This is a genomic window from Phytobacter sp. SCO41, assembly GCF_003073275.1.
Classification (GTDB): Bacteria; Pseudomonadota; Gammaproteobacteria; order Enterobacterales; family Enterobacteriaceae; genus Phytobacter; species Phytobacter diazotrophicus.
This window is the reverse complement of record NZ_CP027225.1, coordinates 5,397,697-5,418,703: the sequence shown is the minus strand read 5'-3', so window position 1 is coordinate 5,418,703 and position 21,007 is coordinate 5,397,697. Positions and strand designations below refer to the sequence as shown.

The 21,007-nt window shown below is 53.0% G+C and carries 18 protein-coding genes, 4 tRNA genes and 3 rRNA genes; 19 read left to right on the top strand and 6 right to left on the bottom strand.

Translation table 11 applies throughout. The features are described 5' to 3' along the window. Positions 1–164 precede the first annotated feature (164 nt). The 7 genes from C5523_RS26315 (at position 165) to C5523_RS26285 (ending at position 5,638) form a co-directional block, all read left to right on the top strand. Positions 165–1,704: ribosomal RNA gene (locus C5523_RS26315) — 16S ribosomal RNA — on the top strand. Between the two features lie 70 nt (positions 1,705–1,774). Continuing rightward, positions 1,775–1,851 (top strand) — tRNA-Ile (locus C5523_RS26310). Positions 1,852–1,959: 108 nt separating this feature from the next. After that, positions 1,960–2,035, top strand: a tRNA-Ala gene (locus tag C5523_RS26305). A gap of 175 nt (positions 2,036–2,210) precedes the next feature. Next, a 23S ribosomal RNA gene (locus C5523_RS26300) occupies positions 2,211–5,112 on the top strand. Between the two features lie 194 nt (positions 5,113–5,306). Then, positions 5,307–5,422, top strand: a 5S ribosomal RNA gene (gene rrf / locus C5523_RS26295). Together the 16S, 23S and 5S rRNA genes with 4 tRNA genes alongside form the textbook arrangement of a ribosomal RNA operon. Positions 5,423–5,477: 55 nt before the next feature. Next, positions 5,478–5,554, top strand: a tRNA-Asp gene (locus C5523_RS26290). A gap of 8 nt (positions 5,555–5,562) precedes the next feature. Beyond that, positions 5,563–5,638, top strand: a tRNA-Trp gene (locus tag C5523_RS26285). A 94-nt stretch (positions 5,639–5,732) separates the two neighbouring features. On the opposite strand, the gene hdfR is transcribed toward C5523_RS26285, so the two are convergent. Beyond that, entirely contained in the window at positions 5,733–6,584 is an 852-nt protein-coding gene (hdfR, locus tag C5523_RS26280) for an HTH-type transcriptional regulator HdfR (protein WP_369944960.1), read from the bottom strand. Positions 6,585–6,672: 88 nt separating this feature from the next. On the opposite strand from hdfR, the gene C5523_RS26275 reads away from it, so the two are divergent. Then, on the top strand, positions 6,673–7,011 hold the full coding sequence (locus tag C5523_RS26275; RefSeq protein WP_039076994.1) for a DUF413 domain-containing protein: 339 nt from the start codon (positions 6,673–6,675) through the stop codon (positions 7,009–7,011). Positions 7,012–7,035: 24 nt separating this feature from the next. On the opposite strand, the gene C5523_RS26270 is transcribed toward C5523_RS26275, so the two are convergent. Further along, the gene (locus C5523_RS26270; protein WP_108702226.1) at positions 7,036–8,562 is read right to left on the bottom strand and encodes a YifB family Mg chelatase-like AAA ATPase; all 1,527 of its coding nucleotides are present in this window, start codon (positions 8,560–8,562) and stop codon (positions 7,036–7,038) included. Positions 8,563–8,903: 341 nt separating this feature from the next. Between C5523_RS26270 and ilvL the strand changes: the two genes are divergently transcribed. From ilvL to C5523_RS26235, 8 genes are all read left to right on the top strand, one after another. Continuing rightward, on the top strand, positions 8,904–9,002 hold the full coding sequence (gene ilvL / locus C5523_RS26265) for an ilv operon leader peptide (protein ID WP_032229281.1): 99 nt from the start codon (positions 8,904–8,906) through the stop codon (positions 9,000–9,002). A gap of 86 nt (positions 9,003–9,088) precedes the next feature. Beyond that, positions 9,089–9,139 carry a peptide IlvX gene (gene ilvX / locus C5523_RS28050; RefSeq protein ID WP_206780280.1) on the top strand — a complete coding sequence of 17 codons (51 nt, stop codon included), beginning with the start codon at positions 9,089–9,091 and terminating at the stop codon, positions 9,137–9,139. A gap of 2 nt (positions 9,140–9,141) precedes the next feature. Next, positions 9,142–10,788 (top strand): acetolactate synthase 2 catalytic subunit, encoded by a 1,647-nt coding sequence (gene ilvG / locus C5523_RS26260; RefSeq protein ID WP_071195540.1) that lies wholly within the window; start codon positions 9,142–9,144, stop codon positions 10,786–10,788. Next, positions 10,785–11,048, top strand: coding sequence for an acetolactate synthase 2 small subunit (gene ilvM / locus C5523_RS26255; protein ID WP_039076997.1), 264 nt, complete (start codon positions 10,785–10,787; stop codon positions 11,046–11,048). Before ilvG ends, ilvM begins: the two co-directional genes overlap by 4 nt. A 16-nt stretch (positions 11,049–11,064) precedes the next feature. Continuing rightward, positions 11,065–11,994 carry a branched-chain amino acid transaminase gene (locus tag C5523_RS26250; RefSeq protein ID WP_039076998.1) on the top strand — a complete coding sequence of 310 codons (930 nt, stop codon included), beginning with the start codon at positions 11,065–11,067 and terminating at the stop codon, positions 11,992–11,994. 61 nt (positions 11,995–12,055) lie between these two features. Continuing rightward, positions 12,056–13,906, top strand: coding sequence for a dihydroxy-acid dehydratase (gene ilvD / locus C5523_RS26245; protein WP_071195542.1), 1,851 nt, complete (start codon positions 12,056–12,058; stop codon positions 13,904–13,906). A gap of 2 nt (positions 13,907–13,908) precedes the next feature. Next, positions 13,909–15,453, top strand: a complete 1,545-nt coding sequence (ilvA, locus tag C5523_RS26240; RefSeq protein WP_039077000.1) for a threonine ammonia-lyase, biosynthetic — start codon at positions 13,909–13,911, stop codon at positions 15,451–15,453. Positions 15,454–15,557: 104 nt separating this feature from the next. After that, positions 15,558–16,262, top strand: a complete 705-nt coding sequence (locus tag C5523_RS26235; protein ID WP_108702225.1) for a DUF2461 domain-containing protein — start codon at positions 15,558–15,560, stop codon at positions 16,260–16,262. Positions 16,263–16,296: 34 nt separating this feature from the next. Here C5523_RS26235 and C5523_RS26230 read toward each other — a convergent pair whose 3' ends face one another. Both C5523_RS26230 and ilvY read right to left on the bottom strand, forming a co-directional pair. Next, positions 16,297–16,686, bottom strand: a complete 390-nt coding sequence (locus tag C5523_RS26230) for a hypothetical protein (RefSeq protein WP_107223986.1) — start codon at positions 16,684–16,686, stop codon at positions 16,297–16,299. Positions 16,687–16,696: 10 nt separating this feature from the next. Continuing rightward, positions 16,697–17,587 (bottom strand): HTH-type transcriptional activator IlvY, encoded by an 891-nt coding sequence (gene ilvY / locus C5523_RS26225; protein ID WP_071195544.1) that lies wholly within the window; start codon positions 17,585–17,587, stop codon positions 16,697–16,699. A gap of 152 nt (positions 17,588–17,739) precedes the next feature. On the opposite strand from ilvY, the gene ilvC reads away from it, so the two are divergent. The 3 genes from ilvC to C5523_RS26210 all read left to right on the top strand — a co-directional run bounded on the left by ilvC (position 17,740) and on the right by C5523_RS26210 (position 20,215). Next, positions 17,740–19,215 (top strand): ketol-acid reductoisomerase, encoded by a 1,476-nt coding sequence (ilvC, locus tag C5523_RS26220; RefSeq protein WP_071195545.1) that lies wholly within the window; start codon positions 17,740–17,742, stop codon positions 19,213–19,215. 186 nt (positions 19,216–19,401) lie between these two features. Further along, on the top strand, positions 19,402–19,860 hold the full coding sequence (locus C5523_RS26215) for an Rrf2 family transcriptional regulator (protein ID WP_108702224.1): 459 nt from the start codon (positions 19,402–19,404) through the stop codon (positions 19,858–19,860). Next, complete coding sequence (locus tag C5523_RS26210) at positions 19,838–20,215, top strand: DUF1360 domain-containing protein (RefSeq protein ID WP_223878749.1); 378 nt, start codon at positions 19,838–19,840, stop codon at positions 20,213–20,215. Before C5523_RS26215 ends, C5523_RS26210 begins: the two co-directional genes overlap by 23 nt. A 113-nt stretch (positions 20,216–20,328) precedes the next feature. Here the strand turns inward: C5523_RS26210 and ppiC (C5523_RS26205) are convergent, their stop codons facing one another. Together ppiC (C5523_RS26205) and ppiC (C5523_RS26200) are read right to left on the bottom strand one after the other, a co-directional pair. Further along, complete coding sequence (ppiC, locus tag C5523_RS26205) at positions 20,329–20,610, bottom strand: peptidylprolyl isomerase PpiC (protein WP_039077006.1); 282 nt, start codon at positions 20,608–20,610, stop codon at positions 20,329–20,331. Positions 20,611–20,661: 51 nt separating this feature from the next. Next, complete coding sequence (gene ppiC, locus C5523_RS26200; RefSeq protein WP_039077007.1) at positions 20,662–20,943, bottom strand: peptidylprolyl isomerase PpiC; 282 nt, start codon at positions 20,941–20,943, stop codon at positions 20,662–20,664. Positions 20,944–21,007: the final 64 nt, after the last annotated feature.

Below are 21,007 nucleotides of genomic sequence, written 5' to 3'. Positions count from 1 at the left end.
GAAAAACGAAGCGGCACTGCTCTTTAACAATTTATCAGACAATCTGTGTGGGCACTCAAAGTGACATGGATTCTTAATGTCTTCGGACACTAAATGAATACCAAGTCTCATAGAGTGAACACGTAATTCATTACGAAGTTTAATTCTACGAGCATCAAACTTTTAAATTGAAGAGTTTGATCATGGCTCAGATTGAACGCTGGCGGCAGGCCTAACACATGCAAGTCGAACGGTAGCACAGAGAGCTTGCTCTCGGGTGACGAGTGGCGGACGGGTGAGTAATGTCTGGGAAACTGCCCGATGGAGGGGGATAACTACTGGAAACGGTAGCTAATACCGCATAATGTCGCAAGACCAAAGAGGGGGACCTTCGGGCCTCTTGCCATCGGATGTGCCCAGATGGGATTAGCTTGTTGGTGAGGTAATGGCTCACCAAGGCGACGATCCCTAGCTGGTCTGAGAGGATGACCAGCCACACTGGAACTGAGACACGGTCCAGACTCCTACGGGAGGCAGCAGTGGGGAATATTGCACAATGGGCGCAAGCCTGATGCAGCCATGCCGCGTGTGTGAAGAAGGCCTTCGGGTTGTAAAGCACTTTCAGCGGGGAGGAAGGCAATACGGTTAATAACCGTGTTGATTGACGTTACCCGCAGAAGAAGCACCGGCTAACTCCGTGCCAGCAGCCGCGGTAATACGGAGGGTGCAAGCGTTAATCGGAATTACTGGGCGTAAAGCGCACGCAGGCGGTCTGTCAAGTCGGATGTGAAATCCCCGGGCTCAACCTGGGAACTGCATTCGAAACTGGCAGGCTTGAGTCTTGTAGAGGGGGGTAGAATTCCAGGTGTAGCGGTGAAATGCGTAGAGATCTGGAGGAATACCGGTGGCGAAGGCGGCCCCCTGGACAAAGACTGACGCTCAGGTGCGAAAGCGTGGGGAGCAAACAGGATTAGATACCCTGGTAGTCCACGCCGTAAACGATGTCGACTTGGAGGTTGTGCCCTTGAGGCGTGGCTTCCGGAGCTAACGCGTTAAGTCGACCGCCTGGGGAGTACGGCCGCAAGGTTAAAACTCAAATGAATTGACGGGGGCCCGCACAAGCGGTGGAGCATGTGGTTTAATTCGATGCAACGCGAAGAACCTTACCTGGTCTTGACATCCACGGAATTTGGCAGAGATGCCTTAGTGCCTTCGGGAACCGTGAGACAGGTGCTGCATGGCTGTCGTCAGCTCGTGTTGTGAAATGTTGGGTTAAGTCCCGCAACGAGCGCAACCCTTATCCTTTGTTGCCAGCGGTCCGGCCGGGAACTCAAAGGAGACTGCCAGTGATAAACTGGAGGAAGGTGGGGATGACGTCAAGTCATCATGGCCCTTACGACCAGGGCTACACACGTGCTACAATGGCATATACAAAGAGAAGCGACCTCGCGAGAGTAAGCGGACCTCATAAAGTATGTCGTAGTCCGGATTGGAGTCTGCAACTCGACTCCATGAAGTCGGAATCGCTAGTAATCGTGGATCAGAATGCCACGGTGAATACGTTCCCGGGCCTTGTACACACCGCCCGTCACACCATGGGAGTGGGTTGCAAAAGAAGTAGGTAGCTTAACCTTCGGGAGGGCGCTTACCACTTTGTGATTCATGACTGGGGTGAAGTCGTAACAAGGTAACCGTAGGGGAACCTGCGGTTGGATCACCTCCTTACCTGAAAGAACCTGCCTTTGTAGTGTCCACACAGATTGTCTGATGAAATAGAGCAGTAAGAAATCTCTGCAGGCTTGTAGCTCAGGTGGTTAGAGCGCACCCCTGATAAGGGTGAGGTCGGTGGTTCAAGTCCACTCAGGCCTACCAAATTCCTGCTGATGCTGCGTTGCGGCGACACTCACATACATTAAGTATGCTTCGTGTCACCACGCCTTGCCTCAACAGTAATTAAGGTTGGTGAGATTTAACTACGATGGGGCTATAGCTCAGCTGGGAGAGCGCCTGCTTTGCACGCAGGAGGTCTGCGGTTCGATCCCGCATAGCTCCACCATCTTTTACTGCGAACACAAGAAAACTTCAGAGTGAACCTGAAAAGGTGCACTGCGAAGTTTTGCTCTTTAAAAATCTGGATCAAGCTGAAAATTGAAACGACACACGAAAGTGTGTTCGAGTCTCTCAAATTTTCGCGACACGATGATGTTTTACGAAACATCTTCGGGTTGTGAGGTTAAGCGACTAAGCGTACACGGTGGATGCCCTGGCAGTCAGAGGCGATGAAGGACGTGCTAATCTGCGAAAAGCGCCGGCGAGGTGATATGAACCTTTGACCCGGCGATGTCCGAATGGGGAAACCCAGTGCAATCCGTTGCACTATCGTTTGATGAATACATAGTCAAACGAGGCGAACCGGGGGAACTGAAACATCTAAGTACCCCGAGGAAAAGAAATCAACCGAGATTCCCCCAGTAGCGGCGAGCGAACGGGGAGCAGCCCAGAGCCTGAATCAGCTTGTGTGTTAGTGGAAGCGTCTGGAAAGTCGCGCGATACAGGGTGACAGCCCCGTACACGAAAGCACACAGGTTGTGAGCTCGATGAGTAGGGCGGGACACGTGGTATCCTGTCTGAATATGGGGGGACCATCCTCCAAGGCTAAATACTCCTGACTGACCGATAGTGAACCAGTACCGTGAGGGAAAGGCGAAAAGAACCCCGGCGAGGGGAGTGAAAAAGAACCTGAAACCGTGTACGTACAAGCAGTGGGAGCCTCTTAATGGGGTGACTGCGTACCTTTTGTATAATGGGTCAGCGACTTATATTCTGTAGCAAGGTTAACCGAATAGGGGAGCCGAAGGGAAACCGAGTCTTAACTGGGCGTTAAGTTGCAGGGTATAGACCCGAAACCCGGTGATCTAGCCATGGGCAGGTTGAAGGTTGGGTAACACTAACTGGAGGACCGAACCGACTAATGTTGAAAAATTAGCGGATGACTTGTGGCTGGGGGTGAAAGGCCAATCAAACCGGGAGATAGCTGGTTCTCCCCGAAAGCTATTTAGGTAGCGCCTCGTGAATTCATCTCCGGGGGTAGAGCACTGTTTCGGCTAGGGGGCCATCCCGGCTTACCAACCCGATGCAAACTACGAATACCGGAGAATGTTATCACGGGAGACACACGGCGGGTGCTAACGTCCGTCGTGAAGAGGGAAACAACCCAGACCGCCAGCTAAGGTCCCAAAGTCATGGTTAAGTGGGAAACGATGTGGGAAGGCACAGACAGCCAGGATGTTGGCTTAGAAGCAGCCATCATTTAAAGAAAGCGTAATAGCTCACTGGTCGAGTCGGCCTGCGCGGAAGATGTAACGGGGCTAAACCATGCACCGAAGCTGCGGCAGCGACACTAAGTGTTGTTGGGTAGGGGAGCGTTCTGTAAGCCTGCGAAGGTGTGCTGTGAGGCATGCTGGAGGTATCAGAAGTGCGAATGCTGACATAAGTAACGATAAAGCGGGTGAAAAGCCCGCTCGCCGGAAGACCAAGGGTTCCTGTCCAACGTTAATCGGGGCAGGGTGAGTCGACCCCTAAGGCGAGGCCGAAAGGCGTAGTCGATGGGAAACAGGTTAATATTCCTGTACTTGGTGTTACTGCGAAGGGGGGACGGAGAAGGCTATGTTAGCCGGGCGACGGTTGTCCCGGTTTAAGCATGTAGGCTGGTTATCCAGGCAAATCCGGATAATCAAGGCTGAGGTGTGATGACGAGTCACTACGGTGATGAAGTAACAAATGCCCTGCTTCCAGGAAAAGCCTCTAAGCATCAGGTAACATCAAATCGTACCCCAAACCGACACAGGTGGTCAGGTAGAGAATACCAAGGCGCTTGAGAGAACTCGGGTGAAGGAACTAGGCAAAATGGTGCCGTAACTTCGGGAGAAGGCACGCTGATATGTAGGTGAAGCCCCTGCGGGTGGAGCTGAAATCAGTCGAAGATACCAGCTGGCTGCAACTGTTTATTAAAAACACAGCACTGTGCAAACACGAAAGTGGACGTATACGGTGTGACGCCTGCCCGGTGCCGGAAGGTTAATTGATGGGGTTATCCGTAAGGAGAAGCTCTTGATCGAAGCCCCGGTAAACGGCGGCCGTAACTATAACGGTCCTAAGGTAGCGAAATTCCTTGTCGGGTAAGTTCCGACCTGCACGAATGGCGTAATGATGGCCAGGCTGTCTCCACCCGAGACTCAGTGAAATTGAACTCGCTGTGAAGATGCAGTGTACCCGCGGCAAGACGGAAAGACCCCGTGAACCTTTACTATAGCTTGACACTGAACATTGAGCCTTGATGTGTAGGATAGGTGGGAGGCTTTGAAGCGTGGACGCCAGTCTGCGTGGAGCCAACCTTGAAATACCACCCTTTAATGTTTGATGTTCTAACGTGGACCCGTGATCCGGGTTGCGGACAGTGTCTGGTGGGTAGTTTGACTGGGGCGGTCTCCTCCCAAAGAGTAACGGAGGAGCACGAAGGTTGGCTAATCCTGGTCGGACATCAGGAGGTTAGTGCAATGGCATAAGCCAGCTTGACTGCGAGCGTGACGGCGCGAGCAGGTGCGAAAGCAGGTCATAGTGATCCGGTGGTTCTGAATGGAAGGGCCATCGCTCAACGGATAAAAGGTACTCCGGGGATAACAGGCTGATACCGCCCAAGAGTTCATATCGACGGCGGTGTTTGGCACCTCGATGTCGGCTCATCACATCCTGGGGCTGAAGTAGGTCCCAAGGGTATGGCTGTTCGCCATTTAAAGTGGTACGCGAGCTGGGTTTAGAACGTCGTGAGACAGTTCGGTCCCTATCTGCCGTGGGCGCTGGAGAATTGAGGGGGGCTGCTCCTAGTACGAGAGGACCGGAGTGGACGCATCACTGGTGTTCGGGTTGTCATGCCAATGGCACTGCCCGGTAGCTACATGCGGAAGAGATAAGTGCTGAAAGCATCTAAGCACGAAACTTGCCCCGAGATGAGTTCTCCCTTGTCCTTTAAGGACACTAAAGGAACGTTGAAGACGACGACGTTGATAGGCCGGGTGTGTAAGCGCAGCGATGCGTTGAGCTAACCGGTACTAATGAACCGTGAGGCTTAACCTTACAACGCCGAAGATGTTTTGGCGGATTGAGAGAATTTTCAGCTTAGATACAGATTTTCGGGAACGAAAGATTTTACGCTGAGGCAAGGCGGCAAATGAAGGAAAGGAAGGAGCATACATGAGTATGTGACTGACTTTGTGAATGCAGCCAACGCAGCCACAGTGAAAAAGATTCGTTTCCGGTAACAGAATTTGCCTGGCGGCTTTAGCGCGGTGGTCCCACCTGACCCCATGCCGAACTCAGAAGTGAAACGCCGTAGCGCCGATGGTAGTGTGGGGTCTCCCCATGTGAGAGTAGGGAACTGCCAGGCATCAAATTAAGAAGTAAGCCGGTGCATTAATCCGGTGGTTACAGAAGTATTCGGTGGAGCGGTAGTTCAGTCGGTTAGAATACCTGCCTGTCACGCAGGGGGTCGCGGGTTCGAGTCCCGTCCGTTCCGCCACCCTATTTAGGGGCGTAGTTCAATTGGTAGAGCACCGGTCTCCAAAACCGGGTGTTGGGAGTTCGAGTCTCTCCGCCCCTGCCAGAAAAAGAAAAAATCCTTTGCTTAGGCAAAGGATTTTTTTTTGCTTTTTTTCTGACAAAGCAATTCAAACGCATCCATAGCGGATGCGTTGACTTTACTCAATTACCTGTATTTTCAATAGCTCGCGGATCTGGTTTTGCTTATCGCTATTCTGTAGCCAGATAGCGTAAAGCGGTCGGGATAACGTCGTGCTATCAGCCACAACATGCAGGCCATCCCTTTGCTGCGCCCAGGATACGGGTAACCACGCGCATCCATTTAATAGTGTCAGTTGCTGATGAGCGACCTCAGCAGAACTGGTGGTTAGCGTTGGTACATCGTCGCTGCCAATCAATTCCGACTCATGTTGCTGAAAATCCGGCCCCCATTCCAGGCGTAAATAATTTAGCTGTGACTTCGTTTTTTCGGGCGTCGAGCAATAGAGGCCAAGCGTAAAGTGACCTAACAACTGGCTGCTAAATTCGTCCATTTTGGGCGTTTCTGTTGTGATCAAGAGATCAAGCTGACGCTCATGTAACTGTTTGACCAGCGATTGTCGCTGTGCAATTCGTGCTTCAAATTGCAGGCTTTCCTCGAGCTGATACAACCTCCCAAGCCAGTTGCTAAGCATGCATTCCCATAGCGATGCACTTGCGCCGATAGAAAATTGATTGTGTCGCGATGTATGAGCTACTTCTTTGCGTGCCGCCTGCCAGGTATTCATCAGAGTTTCGGCATAGGGGAGGAGTTTTTCTCCGGCCGCTGTCAGGCGGATATTGTTGCGATGGCGAGTGAAAAGGTTCACGCCAAGCTGGTTTTCTAACTGACGAATACGAAAGCTCACCGCTGACTGGGTTAAATAGAGTGCTTCAGCTGCGCGCCCAAAGTGGCGAGTTCGGCTGACTTCCAGGAAAGTTTTTAGCAATTCCGTATCCACAGGTTTCTCCGCAAAATTATTTGTCGTAATGATTTAAATGTTTTGTTTTACACTCTGTCAAGCGTAACTAATACTCCGCGCCATAAATAGCTCGGCCAAAGAATTAGGAGCGTGCAGGATGGCGGAAAGCTTTACGACGACTAATCGTTTTTTTGATAACAAACATTATCCGCGCGGGTTTTCCCGTCATGGTGATTTCACCATCAAAGAAGCTCAGCTGCTTGAGCGTCACGGTTATGCTTTCAACGAGCTGGATCTCGGGAAGCGTGAACCGACCACAGAAGAAGAAATCCGTTTCGTCGCTGTATGTCGCGGCGAGCGCGAGCCAGATACCGAAGCAGAACGCGTCTGGTCTAAGTATATGTCACGCATTAAGCGTCCAAAGCGTTTTCATACCCTGTCCGGTGGCAAACCGCAGATGGAAGGGAATGAGGACTACACGGAATCTGACGATTAAAAACAGGGGCTACGGCCCCTTTTTTTATCCCAACATTTTCTGCAAATGGATGAGTAGCCTGTCGATGGCACGATAGCTGAGCGCTTCCTGTAGATGCTCGCGCTGTATACTTTCTGCGCCTTCCAGATCGGCGATGGTTCTTCCTACTTTCAATAAACGTTGCCAGGCTCGTACTGAAAGGCCAAGCCGAACCAGTGTTTCTTCCAGCCACTGTCCATCCGTTTGCGTGAGCACGCAAAAATCCCTCATCTCGCTATTTTCCAGTAACGCATTGAGTTTCCCTTGCCGTTGGTACTGCCGCTCATGTGCTGCGATAACCCGTGCACGAACAACGCTACTTTTTTCGCTGTCATGTTGGCTATGACTCAGCATGCCGGGCGGCAGAAGCGGGATCTCAAGCGATAGGTCGAAGCGGTCAAGAAATGGCCCGGATAAGCGCCCAAGGTAGCGCAGTGTCTGCTCCGGTGTGCTGCGGTTGTGGTTCCCTTGGTAGTGCCCTGTCGGGCTGGGATTCATGGCGGCAATAAGTTGAAAACGGGCAGGATAAGTTACTTTTGCCCGCGTACGGGAAATATGAATCTGCCCTGACTCGATGGGTTCACGCAACGCGTCCAGCACCCGACGCTCAAATTCGGGAAGTTCATCAAGAAACAACACGCCGTTATGGGCCAGCGAGATCTCTCCTGGCCCCGGTATTGCGCCACAGCCAACCATGGCCGTAAGTGAGGCACTATGATGCGGTGCGCGAAAAGGTCTCTGCCGCCATTGACGTATCAATCCGGAGGTATTTACCAGACTCAGAATTGCCGCGCTTTCCAATGCCTCCTGGTTGCTCAGGGGCGGCAACAATGCACCAAGCCTGCTGGCGAGCATGGTTTTACCTGTCCCCGGTGGACCGATCAACAATAAGTTATGTCCGCCAGCAGCGGTAATCTCCAGCGCGCGTTTGCCTTGATCCTGGCCGATGATATCGCTTAGGTCGTGTTGCGCTGTATCCTGGTTATCGCTGATAAAATGGGCAGAGGGGGGAGATAGCTCATGTTTGCCTTCAAGAAAGGCGCATACAGCCTGCAGATGCTCGGCAATATAACAATCTTGCGTTCCCGTAAGGCTCACCTCGGCCTCGTTCTCTGCCGCGACAATAATGGATCTGCCCGCCTTGATTGCCTCCATGGCACTTGATATTGCCCCGGGAACGCCACGTAACGCCCCTGTAAGGGCCAATTCACCCACGAACTCAAACCGATGAAGTTGGATATTCTGCAATTGCTCAGAAGCCGCGAGAAGCGCAATCGCGATAGGTAAATCATATCGCCCTCCCTCTTTGGGAAGATCCGCCGGCGCCAGGTTGATAGTGATCTTTTTCGCGGGAAATTCGTAGCCGCTATTGATGATTGCGCTACGTACACGGTCCCGCGCTTCCTTCACCGTTGTTTCCGGTAAACCGACCATTGTCAGGCCGGGAAGACCGTTGCTGATATGCACCTCAACGGTGATTAACGGTGCACAAACCCCCAGCGCTGCGCGTGTGTAAATAACCGACAACGTCATAACACCTCCTTGTGAAAGGTAAGTATGCGGCGTAAATGGACGTTGGCTTCCTGAAAAAAGGAAGGTTTGCGTGCAGGCTTCCACACTTTTTGGACGATTGCGGACGATCTATTTTTTTCTGGAACGCTCCTCGCATGTTACAAGCTGATGTCCCAAAGCCCTTTTGCCGTTGAAAAAAATGAAATTATTTCATTTAAGTTTTTCTTTATAAAAAACAAAGATTTTCATTGAGATTGTTTTGCTAAAGAAAAAACGCGTCATAAAAATTTCTTGTGTCATGTCTTATATCTGTGATAACTCTTTAGGCATTCCTTCGAACATGAAGCCAGAAAGTACAGAAAATGACAGCCCTTCTACGAGTGATTAGCCTGATTGTGATTAGCGTGGTGGTGATTATTATCCCACCGTGCGGGGCTGCACTTGGACGAGGAAAGGCTTAAAAATCAAGCCTTAACGAACTAAGACCCCCGCACCGAAAGGTCCGGGGGTTTTTTTATGACCTAAAAACATAAGCGAGGAGCAGAGAATGAGTAGTAGCACAAAATTCTGTTTCTCCCGATTTACGGCGGGGAACTAACTATGAATGGCGCACAATGGGTAGTACATGCGTTGCGGGCACAGCAGGTTGATACGGTCTTTGGGTATCCGGGTGGCGCAATTATGCCGGTTTACGATGCATTGTATGACGGCGGCGTGGAACATCTGTTGTGTCGGCACGAGCAGGGTGCGGCAATGGCGGCGATCGGTTATGCGCGCTCCACGGGGAAAACCGGTGTTTGTATCGCCACGTCTGGTCCGGGTGCAACCAACCTGATCACGGGGCTGGCAGATGCGCTGCTGGATTCCGTTCCTGTGGTTGCCATCACCGGCCAGGTTGCGGCACCGTTCATTGGTACCGATGCCTTCCAGGAAGTGGACGTTCTCGGTTTGTCGTTGGCCTGCACTAAACATAGTTTTCTGGTGCAGTCCCTGGAAGAGCTGCCGCGCGTTATTGCCGAAGCTTTCCAGGTGGCAAACTCAGGCCGCCCTGGCCCGGTTCTTGTTGATATCCCTAAAGATATCCAGTTAGCCTCCGGTGATCTGGAACCGCATTTCTCCACCGTCGAAGACGAGTTCTCCTTCCCGCATGAAGAAATGGCACAGGCGTACCAGATGCTGGCTCAGTCCAAAAAACCGATGCTGTATGTTGGCGGCGGTGTAGGCATGGCGCAGGCGGTTCCGGCGCTGCGTGCGTTTCTCTCCGCCACCCGGATGCCAGTAACCTGCACACTGAAAGGCCTTGGTGCGGTTGAAGATAGTTATCCATGGTATCTCGGCATGCTGGGGATGCACGGCACCAAAGCCGCAAATCTGGCGGTGCAGGAGTGCGATCTGCTCATCGCCGTGGGCGCACGCTTTGACGATCGTGTAACCGGCAAACTGAACACCTTTGCCCCGCATGCAAAAGTGATTCATATGGATATCGACCCGGCTGAAATGAACAAATTGCGTCAGGCCCATGTCAGCCTGCAAGGCGATTTGAATGCGCTGCTGCCCGCACTGCAACAGAATTTAGAGATTAACGAATGGCGTCAATTTAATGCCGATATGCGTACAGAGTTCGCCTGGCGTTATGATCATCCGGGTGACGCGATTTACGCACCGTTATTGTTAAAACAACTGTCAGATCGCAAACCTGCCAACAGCGTGGTCACCACCGATGTGGGTCAGCACCAGATGTGGTCCGCTCAGCACATGACTTACACTCGTCCGGAGAACTTCATCACCTCCAGCGGCTTGGGCACAATGGGTTTTGGCCTGCCAGCCGCCGTTGGGGCGCAGGTGGCTCGCCCGAATGATACGGTAATCTGTATCTCCGGTGACGGCTCCTTCATGATGAATGTTCAGGAGCTCGGCACCGTAAAACGCAAGCAGTTACCGCTGAAAATCGTGTTACTGGACAATCAGCGTTTAGGGATGGTTCGCCAGTGGCAGCAGTTATTCTTCAACGAACGTTATAGCGAAACAACGCTTACTGATAACCCCGATTTCCTCGTTCTGGCCAGCGCCTTCGGCATTCCCGGCCAGCACATCACCCGTAAAGACCAGGTTGAAGCGGCACTCGACACCATGCTGTCCTGCGAGGGGCCTTACCTGCTTCATGTCTCAATCGACGAGCTTGAGAATGTCTGGCCGTTGGTACCACCAGGTGCCAGTAATGCAGAAATGCTGGAGAAATTATCATGATGCAACATCAGGTCGCCGTGCAGGCCCGCTTCAACCCGGAAACGTTAGAACGTGTATTACGTGTGGTGCGCCACCGTGGCTTTCAGGTTTGCTCAATGAACATGGAAGCGGCCACCGACGCGCAGAATATAAATATTGAATTGACCGTTGCCAGTCCGCGCCCCGTCGAATTACTGTTTAGCCAGCTAAGCAAACTGGTCGATGTCGCCCGGGTTGATATCCAGCAATGTACAACATCATCACAACAGATCCGCGCCTGAGCGCAAAGGAATTAAAATGACGACGAAAAAAGCTGATTACATTTGGTTCAATGGCGAGATGGTTCCGTGGGGAGAAGCGAAGGTTCATGTAATGTCCCACGCCCTGCATTACGGTACTTCCGTGTTTGAAGGTATCCGTTGCTATGACTCGCACAAAGGGCCGGTGGTGTTCCGTCATCGTGAGCACATGCAGCGTCTGCGTGATTCAGCCAAAATTTACCGCTTCCCGGTTTCTCAAAGTGTTGATGAACTGATGGAAGCCTGCCGTCAGGTGATTCGCAAAAACAACCTGACCAGCGCCTATATTCGTCCGTTGGTGTTTGTCGGTGACGTAGGTATGGGCGTTAACCCGCCGGAAGGTTATACCACTGATGTGATCATCGCAGCTTTCCCTTGGGGGGCATACCTCGGCGCAGAAGCGCTGGAGCAGGGGATCGACGCGATGGTTTCCTCCTGGAACCGCGTTGCACCGAACACCATCCCAACTGCGGCAAAAGCCGGTGGTAACTATCTTTCTTCTCTGCTGGTTGGCAGCGAAGCACGTCGTCACGGTTATCAGGAAGGTATTGCGCTCGACGTGAACGGCTATATTTCAGAAGGTGCGGGTGAAAACCTGTTCGAAGTGAAAGATGGTGTGCTGTTCACTCCGCCGTTTACCTCTTCCGCTCTGCCGGGCATCACCCGCGATGCGATCATCAAACTGGCGAAAGAGCTCGGCATTGAAGTTCGCGAGCAGACCCTGTCCCGCGAATCTCTGTACCTGGCCGATGAAGTGTTCATGTCTGGCACCGCGGCAGAAATCACGCCGGTTCGTAGCGTGGATGGCATCCAGGTGGGCGAAGGTCGCTGTGGCCCGGTCACCAAACGTATTCAGCAAGCATTCTTTGGCCTCTTCACCGGTGAAACCGAAGATAAATGGGGCTGGTTGGATCAAGTTAATCAATAAACAAAACGACAGGGCGGCACGCACCGCCCTGTTTTGTAGACAGACTGGGAGTAAATAAAGCATGCCTAAATACCGTTCCGCCACCACCACTCATGGCCGCAATATGGCGGGCGCCCGCGCGCTGTGGCGCGCAACCGGGATGACAGACGCCGATTTCGGTAAGCCGATCATTGCTGTCGTGAACTCGTTTACCCAGTTCGTGCCGGGGCACGTGCACCTGCGCGATCTCGGTAAGCTGGTTGCTGAGCAGATTGAAGCCTCCGGCGGTGTGGCAAAAGAGTTCAACACCATTGCCGTGGATGACGGTATCGCCATGGGTCACGGCGGCATGCTTTATTCACTGCCATCACGCGAACTGATCGCGGACTCCGTTGAGTACATGGTGAATGCCCACTGTGCGGATGCCATGGTGTGCATCTCCAACTGTGACAAAATCACCCCAGGGATGCTGATGGCGTCACTGCGCCTCAATATTCCGGTGATCTTCGTCTCCGGTGGCCCAATGGAGGCTGGTAAAACCAAGCTTTCCGACAAAATCATCAAGCTCGATCTGGTTGATGCGATGATTCAGGGCGCGGATCCGAAAGTATCCGACTCGCAAAGCGAGCAGGTTGAACGCTCTGCCTGTCCGACCTGCGGCTCCTGTTCCGGTATGTTTACCGCTAACTCAATGAACTGCCTGACCGAAGCGTTGGGTCTTTCTCAGCCGGGCAATGGCTCGCTGCTGGCGACCCATGCCGATCGTAAAGAGCTGTTCCTTACCGCAGGCCAGCGCATCGTTGAACTGACCAAACGCTACTACGAGCAGGATGATGCTTCCGCGCTGCCACGCAATATCGCCAGCAAAGCGGCGTTTGAGAACGCCATGACACTGGATATCGCGATGGGTGGCTCTACCAATACCGTTCTGCACCTGCTGGCGGCAGCGCAAGAAGCCGAAATCGATTTCACCATGAGTGATATCGACAAGCTCTCCCGCAAAGTGCCGCAGCTGTGTAAGGTGGCGCCGAGCACGCAGAAATACCATATGGAAGATGTGCATCGTGCCGGTGGCGTACTGGGGATCCTCGGTGAGCTGGATCGCGCAGGTCTGTTGAACCGCGACGTGAAAAACGTACTCGGTTTGACCCTGCCGCAGACGCTGGAGCAGTACGACATCACGGTAACGCAGGACGAGGCGGTGAAAAAAATGTTCCGTGCCGGTCCTGCTGGTATCCGTACGACTCAGGCTTTCTCGCAGGATTGCCGCTGGGACTCGCTGGATGATGATCGCGCTGAGGGTTGTATCCGTTCTCTGGAGCATGCCTACAGCAAAGACGGTGGTCTGGCCGTACTGTACGGTAACTTCGCTGAAAACGGCTGCATCGTAAAAACCGCAGGCGTGGATGACAGCATCCTGAAATTCACCGGCCCGGCAAAAGTCTATGAAAGCCAGGATGATGCGGTAGAAGCGATCCTCGGTGGTAAGGTTGTGGCGGGTGATGTTGTTGTTATCCGTTACGAGGGGCCAAAAGGTGGGCCGGGCATGCAGGAGATGCTGTACCCGACGACGTTCCTTAAGTCGATGGGCCTGGGTAAAGCCTGTGCGCTGGTCACTGACGGCCGTTTCTCCGGCGGTACATCTGGCCTCTCCATTGGCCACGTTTCTCCGGAAGCGGCGAGCGGTGGCAATATTGCCATTATTGAAGATGGCGACATGATCGCCATCGACATCCCGAACCGGGGTATCCAACTGCAACTGAGCGATGCCGAAATTGCGGCACGTCGTGAAGCGCAGGAAGCCCGTGGCGCTCAGGCCTGGACGCCGAAATCTCGCGAACGTCAGGTTTCCTTCGCGTTGCGTGCATATGCCAGCCTCGCCACCAGCGCAGATAAAGGCGCGGTGCGCGATAAATCAAAACTGGGTGGCTAATTATGGCTGATTCACAACCCCTATCCGGCTCCCCTGAGGGGGCCGAGTATCTCAGGGCGGTGCTGCGTGCACCGGTCTATGAGGCGGTGCAGGTTACCCCCCTGCAGAAAATGGAAAAACTCTCTTCGCGCCTCGACAACATTGTGCTGGTGAAGCGTGAAGACCGTCAGCCGGTGCACAGCTTTAAGCTCCGTGGCGCTTACGCCATGATGGCGGGTTTAACCGCCGAGCAGAAAGCCCGTGGCGTGATTACCGCATCGGCAGGCAACCATGCGCAGGGCGTGGCCTACTCTTCTGCCCGACTTGGTGTCAAAGCGTTGATCGTGATGCCGACTGCAACTGCGGAAATCAAAGTGGATGCGGTGCGCGGTTTTGGCGGGGAAGTGCTGTTGCATGGTTCGAACTTCGATGAGGCAAAAGCCAAAGCACTTGAACTCTCTCAGCAACAGGGTTTTACCTGGGTGCCGCCATTTGATCATCCGATGGTGATTGCCGGTCAGGGCACGCTGGCGCTGGAACTGCTGCAACAGGATGCCCACATTGACCGCGTTTTCGTACCCGTCGGCGGCGGCGGTCTGGCGTCTGGGGTAGCCGTACTGATTAAGCAACTGATGCCGCAAATCAAAGTCATCGCTGTGGAAGCTGAAGATTCCGCCTGCCTGAAAGCGGCGCTGGATGCAGGGCATCCGGTCGACCTGCCACGAGTAGGTCTCTTTGCCGAAGGGGTTGCCGTTAAACGTATTGGCGATGAGACGTTCCGTCTGTGCCGTGAATATCTTGACGACATCATTACCGTCGACAGCGACGCCATCTGCGCGGCCATGAAAGACCTGTTCGAGGACGTGCGTGCGGTGGCTGAACCCTCTGGCGCCCTGGCGCTGGCAGGGATGAAGAAGTATGTCGCTCAGCACAAGATCCGTGGCGAGCGTCTGGCGCATGTCCTGTCGGGTGCCAACGTGAATTTCCACGGTCTGCGTTACGTTTCTGAACGCTGTGAGCTGGGTGAACAGCGCGAAGCGCTGCTGGCCGTCACCATTCCGGAAGAGAAAGGTAGCTTCCTGAAATTCTGTCAGCTATTGGGCGGCCGTTCCGTCACGGAATTTAACTACCGTTTTGCCGATGCGAAAGATGCCTGTATTTTCGTGGGCGTGCGCTTAAGCCGCGGGCTGGAAGAGCGCAAAGAGATCCTGCAACTGTTGAACGAAGGCGGTTACAGCGTGGTGGACCTTTCCGATGACGAAATGGCGAAGCTGCATGTGCGCTATATGGTCGGAGGTCGTCCCTCGAAACCGCTTACCGAGCGACTTTTCAGCTTCGAGTTCCCGGAATCACCCGGTGCGCTTCTGAAATTCTTGCACACGCTTGGTACTCACTGGAATATCTCGCTGTTCCACTACCGTAGCCACGGTACTGACTACGGTCGCGTGCTGGCGGCGTTCGAACTGGGCGACCATGAGCCGGATTTTGAAACCCGCCTCAATGAGCTTGGCTACGATTGCCATGATGAGACCAACAACCCGGCATTTCGCTTCTTCCTTGCGGGCTAGCGTCAGGTTCTTACAAAACAAGGCACGATATTTCGTGCCTTGTTTGTCTGGCGAGCGCGGCGGCATAATGCAGCAGAACATTTCCGCTAAAACAGGTGAAGCACATGGCAGGACGCTTTCAGGGCTTTGCTCAGGAAGGGCTCGACTTCCTCCAGCAAGTCCGCATCGAAAACGACAAGACCTGGTTTGAAGAGCATCGTTTTATCTATGACCGCAGTATCCTTACCCCTTTTCGTGCGCTGGTGGACGACCTGGCTCCCACGATGCTGGAAATTGATCCGCTGCTGGAAACACGCTCCGCGATTGGTAAGACCTTGTCGCGCATTCATCGCGATACCCGTTTCTCTCACGATAAATCCCTTTATCGCAGCCGGATGTGGCTGACCTTCAAACGCCCGGCAAAGAACTGGACGGACGCGCCGGCTTACTTTTTTGAGATCAGCCCGGACACCCTGCGCTATGGCCTGGGGTATTACAGCGCCAGCAAATCAACGATGGACCTTTTTCGCCATACGTTGAAGCAGCGTCCGGCACAGTTTCTGGAGATTGCCGATGAATGCTGCCAGCCGCCGTTTGCGCTGGAGGCTGAGCGTTACAAGCGGCCGCTTGTGAAAGATCTCGATCCGGCGATTGCCAACTGGTATCAGTGCAAAACATTCGCGGTGATGGCGATCGATAACGACGTGGAAAAGCTGTTCCACGCCGGGTTGGTGAATCTGCTGGCCGAAGGGTTTCGTCAACTGGAACCGCTGTATCAGTGGCTGATAACTGTGGAAACGATGAAACAGATCGATCCCGATGATTTATAACTACAAGGATAAGTGAGAAGGGGCACCCCTTGTGTCACTTCATCACTGTCCCTCGTACATACTTATCCAGCTTGTCCGATTCATAAAATTTCATGCATTGCGCCAGCACGTTATTGGCGGTCTGAGCATGGTCGGGGTGTAACGACATCGTTAGCTGATCAAAATTTTTCGTCTCTTTAGCGACGAATTTCTGAAATTCGTCCCAGACACCAGCATTGCTTAATGCGTAGCTCTCGACAAGGAATGATGCATCCTTCGAGGAGGCTGATTGCGTGCCTTCTGGCGTTCGGGCCTGGTAATTCGTCACCAGGCACTGTTTCAGCGCCAGATGTTTTACATCCTGTACGGTAACGCCCTTTGGTTTAGCCTGGGCAGTGCAACATGCCGCAATGGCTACGGTTAACAACAGGACCTGGATACGCATCATTTTCTCCTTATTTAGCCTGAACAATTTCCCAGAATGCATTAATCAGAGGCTCATGTAGCCGCTTTTTCGGTGCGCAAACGCCCAGTTCGAAGGGGGTTTTTTCATCGCTGCGCTCCAGAATCATGACTCGGTTGCGTACGGGTTCGGGGCTATTTTCCAGCACCACCTCAGGGATGAGCGCCACGCCACAGCCGAGTGCCACCATGGAGACCATCGCTTCATGGCCGCCTACTGTCGCATAAATCGAAGGGTTACTGATTTTATGGCGACGAAACCAGAGTTCAATGCGGCGGCGGACAGGACCTTGATCCGCCATGATAAACGGCACCGTAGCCCAGTCAGGGTTATCCACAGAGACCTGGCTGCGAACAGGGCAAGGCAGCGCCGGGGCAATCAACACCACCGCCAGATTCTCCAGCATCGAAAATGCCACTGCGCCAGGCAGTGTTTCCGGTTTACCGGCAATCGCCAGATCGGCTTCCCCTGTCACCACTTTTTCCATCGCATCGGCAGCGTCACCGGTGGTGAGCTTAATTTCTACCGAAGGATGCGCGGCGCGGAAGCGATCGAGAATCGGTGGCAGATGGCTGTAGGCTGCCGTGACCGAGCAGAAGATATGTAACTCGCCTGACAGCGACGGTCCTTTCTGATCGATGGCGTGGCGCAGTTGCTGATACTGCAATAAAGTTTGATGAGCAAATGCCCGCAACTCTTCACCCGCTTCGGTGAGCGTAACGGTGCGGTTATCGCGAACAAATAGCGCCTGGCCAAGATCTTCTTCCAGACGCTGGATCTGCCTTGAAAGCGTGGAGGGACTGACGTGCATGGCGCGCGCACTGCGGCCAAAATGGCGGCTCTCCGCCAGATGCAGGAAGGTTTTCAGGTCACGTAAATCCATGAGACAGACTCCACATTTTTACGTTGCATAAATTGCAATGTCACATTGTTAATATATCAATTTAAGCAACACATTTCCTGTTGTAATGTGGGTACATTCTCGCAATACAGCGAACCGAATAACAAAAGCACGACACACGACGAGGAATCACCATGGCTAACTACTTCAATACACTGAATCTGCGCCAGCAGCTGGCGCAACTGGGTAAATGTCGCTTTATGGCGCGCGACGAATTCGCCGATGGCGCAAGCTACCTGCAGGGTAAAAAAGTGGTCATCGTCGGGTGTGGCGCGCAGGGCCTCAACCAGGGGCTGAATATGCGTGACTCCGGTCTGGACATCTCCTATGCATTGCGTGCAGAAGCGATTGCCGAAAAACGCGCTTCCTGGCGTAAAGCGACCGAGAACGGTTTCAAAGTTGGGACTTACGAAGAGCTGATCCCGCAGGCTGACCTGGTGGTTAACCTGACGCCGGACAAACAGCACTCTGATGTTGTACGTTCTGTTCAGCCGCTGATGAAAGACGGCGCGGCGCTGGGCTACTCCCATGGTTTTAACATCGTGGAAGTGGGCGAGCAGATCCGTAAAGACATTACCGTTGTGATGGTAGCCCCGAAATGTCCGGGTACCGAAGTCCGTGAAGAGTACAAACGTGGTTTTGGTGTTCCGACCCTGATCGCGGTTCACCCGGAGAACGATCCGAAAGGCGAAGGTATGGCCATCGCCAAAGCCTGGGCTGCGGCGACCGGTGGTCACCGTGCCGGCGTGCTGGAGTCTTCCTTCGTTGCGGAAGTGAAATCTGACCTGATGGGCGAGCAGACGATTCTGTGCGGTATGCTGCAGGCAGGTTCTCTGCTGTGCTTCGACAAGCTGGTGGAAGAAGGTACTGACCCGGCATATGCCGAGAAACTGATTCAGTTCGGCTGGGAAACCATCACCGAAGCGCTGAAACAGGGCGGCATCACGCTGATGATGGATCGTCTGTCCAACCCGGCAAAATTGCGTGCTTACGCGCTGTCCGAACAACTGAAAGAGATTATGGCGCCGCTGTTCCAGAAACATATGGACGACATTATCTCCGGCGAATTCTCTTCCGGCATGATGGCGGACTGGGCGAACGACGATAAGAAACTGCTGACCTGGCGTGAAGAGACCGGTAAAACCGCGTTCGAAACCGCTGCCCAGTTCGACGGTAAAATTGGCGAGCAGGAGTACTTCGATAAAGGCGTTCTGATGATTGCGATGGTGAAAGCGGGCGTTGAGCTGGCCTTCGAAACCATGGTGGCATCGGGCATCATCGAAGAGTCAGCATACTACGAATCACTGCACGAGCTGCCGCTGATCGCGAACACCATCGCCCGTAAGCGTCTGTACGAAATGAACGTGGTTATCTCTGATACCGCAGAATACGGTAACTACCTGTTCTCTTATGCTTGCGTACCGCTGCTGAAAGAGTTCATGACCACCCTGCAGACCGGTGACCTGGGCCAGGCTATTGCCGAAGGTTCCGTAGACAATGCGCAACTGCGCGATGTTAACGAAGCTATTCAGGCTCACCCGATTGAAGCAGTTGGTAAGAAACTGCGTGGCTATATGACCGATATGAAACGTATCGCTGTCGCGGGCTAACCAGGCGTCGGGTCGCTTTTTGCTGACCTGACCTGTCACTTCCTGTTTAAAAACCTGATGAGCGGAAACGCCTTCAGGTTTTTTTACATCTAAAAAACATTCCATATCAATAAGATAAGCGTCTCCTGCCATGAGTTTTCACTGGCATGATTGTTATTTAAATTATTATGTAATATCGTAAGTTACATGAAAATAAATAACTCATTCTCAGCAACGCTACACATCCTGCTTCACATGGAGCAGGCAGATAAACCGATGACATCGGAACAGATGGCTGCTTTTATCGACGGAAACCCGGCGTTTATACGTAAGCTTCTTGCCGGGCTGCGGGAAAGTCAGATTGTGTGTGCGACAAAAGGGCATCACGGTGGCTGGCGGCTTTGTCGCCCCGCCAGCGAAGTTACTCTCCACGATATCTATATCGCTTTAGGTTCCCCGGCGCTGTTTGCTTTGGGAAATCGTAGCGAGAATCCCCAGTGCCTGGTTGAACAAGGAGTTAACCGGGTGATGTCATCCACGCTTGCGGATGCGCAGTCCCTGATCCTGGAGCGCTTTAAAAACCTGACGTTGCAGGATGTGGGGGAAGAATTTATCAGTTACTTCAATGAAAAGGGCCATAACCATGTTTTCCACAATAATGACTGAGTTGACGACCTGCCTGATGATCGCCCTTGCTGCCAGCAGCATCTCTATGACGGTCACGCAAACAGAATTGTTTGCCGCATTTCGTGAGTGGACCACTAAAAAGAACGCAATGATGGGGCACCTTTTCCAGTGCTTTTATTGCCTGAGTCATTGGGTGGTATTTGGCGGGATGCTGGTTTATCACCCGGCGTTACTGCAAAGTGGTTTTGCGCTGATTGATTGGGTGATGACGGCGTTTATCACCATTACCCTGACGACCTTGATTAATGGCCTGATGTTTAAAGTTTTTCAGGCGGCTGTCAGCACACACGTCATGAAATTCGAAGCGCAAAAGACGCTACAATCGCAGAAATAAAAAACCTGCGTCGCTGGCTAATTACGGAGCACGCTGGTGCCCTCACCCCGGCCCTCTCCCACTGGGAGAGGGTGCAAACACTAAACGCCTTCTCCAGGAGAAAGCGTTGTTGTTTATTTCCGGTACAGCACTTTGATGATGTGGTAACCGAACTGGGTGTGCAGCGGACCGGTGGGCTCCAGCTCAGGGCAGGAGAAGACCACTTTATCAAAAGCCGGCACCATCTGACCCTGCTTAAACTCGCCTAAGTGGCCGCCTTTCTTGCCAGAAGGGCAAGTTGAGTGTTTTTTTGCCAGCTTCTCGAAATCGCCGCCATTTTTAAGCTGTTCAAGAAGATCGAGTGCCAGTTTCTCTTCTTTCACCAGAATATGCATTGCTGCCGCTGTTTTTGCCATGATTGCGCCTTGATGAGGTTGGGATAAATCCGGGCGCAATAGTAGCACGCGTTAGCGGCGATACAGCACCTTGATGATGTGATAACCAAACCTGGTTTTAACCGGACCGAAAGGTTGTAACAAGGGGCAACTGAATACGGCCTTATCGAAAGGCCCAACCATTACACCTTGTTTGAATTCACCCAGATCGCCGCCGTTACGTGCCGAAGGGCAGGAGGAATAACGCTTTGCCAGATGGTCGAAACTTGAGCCTTTCTCCAGCTTAGCCATAATTTCCTGCGCCAGTTTTTCGGTTTTCACCAGAATATGCAGCGCTGCCGCTGTCTTCGCCATGTTCGCGTTCCGTAGTTGAGAGAAGTCTCCACACTTTATCATTGGCGGGTAAATCTCTGGCAGG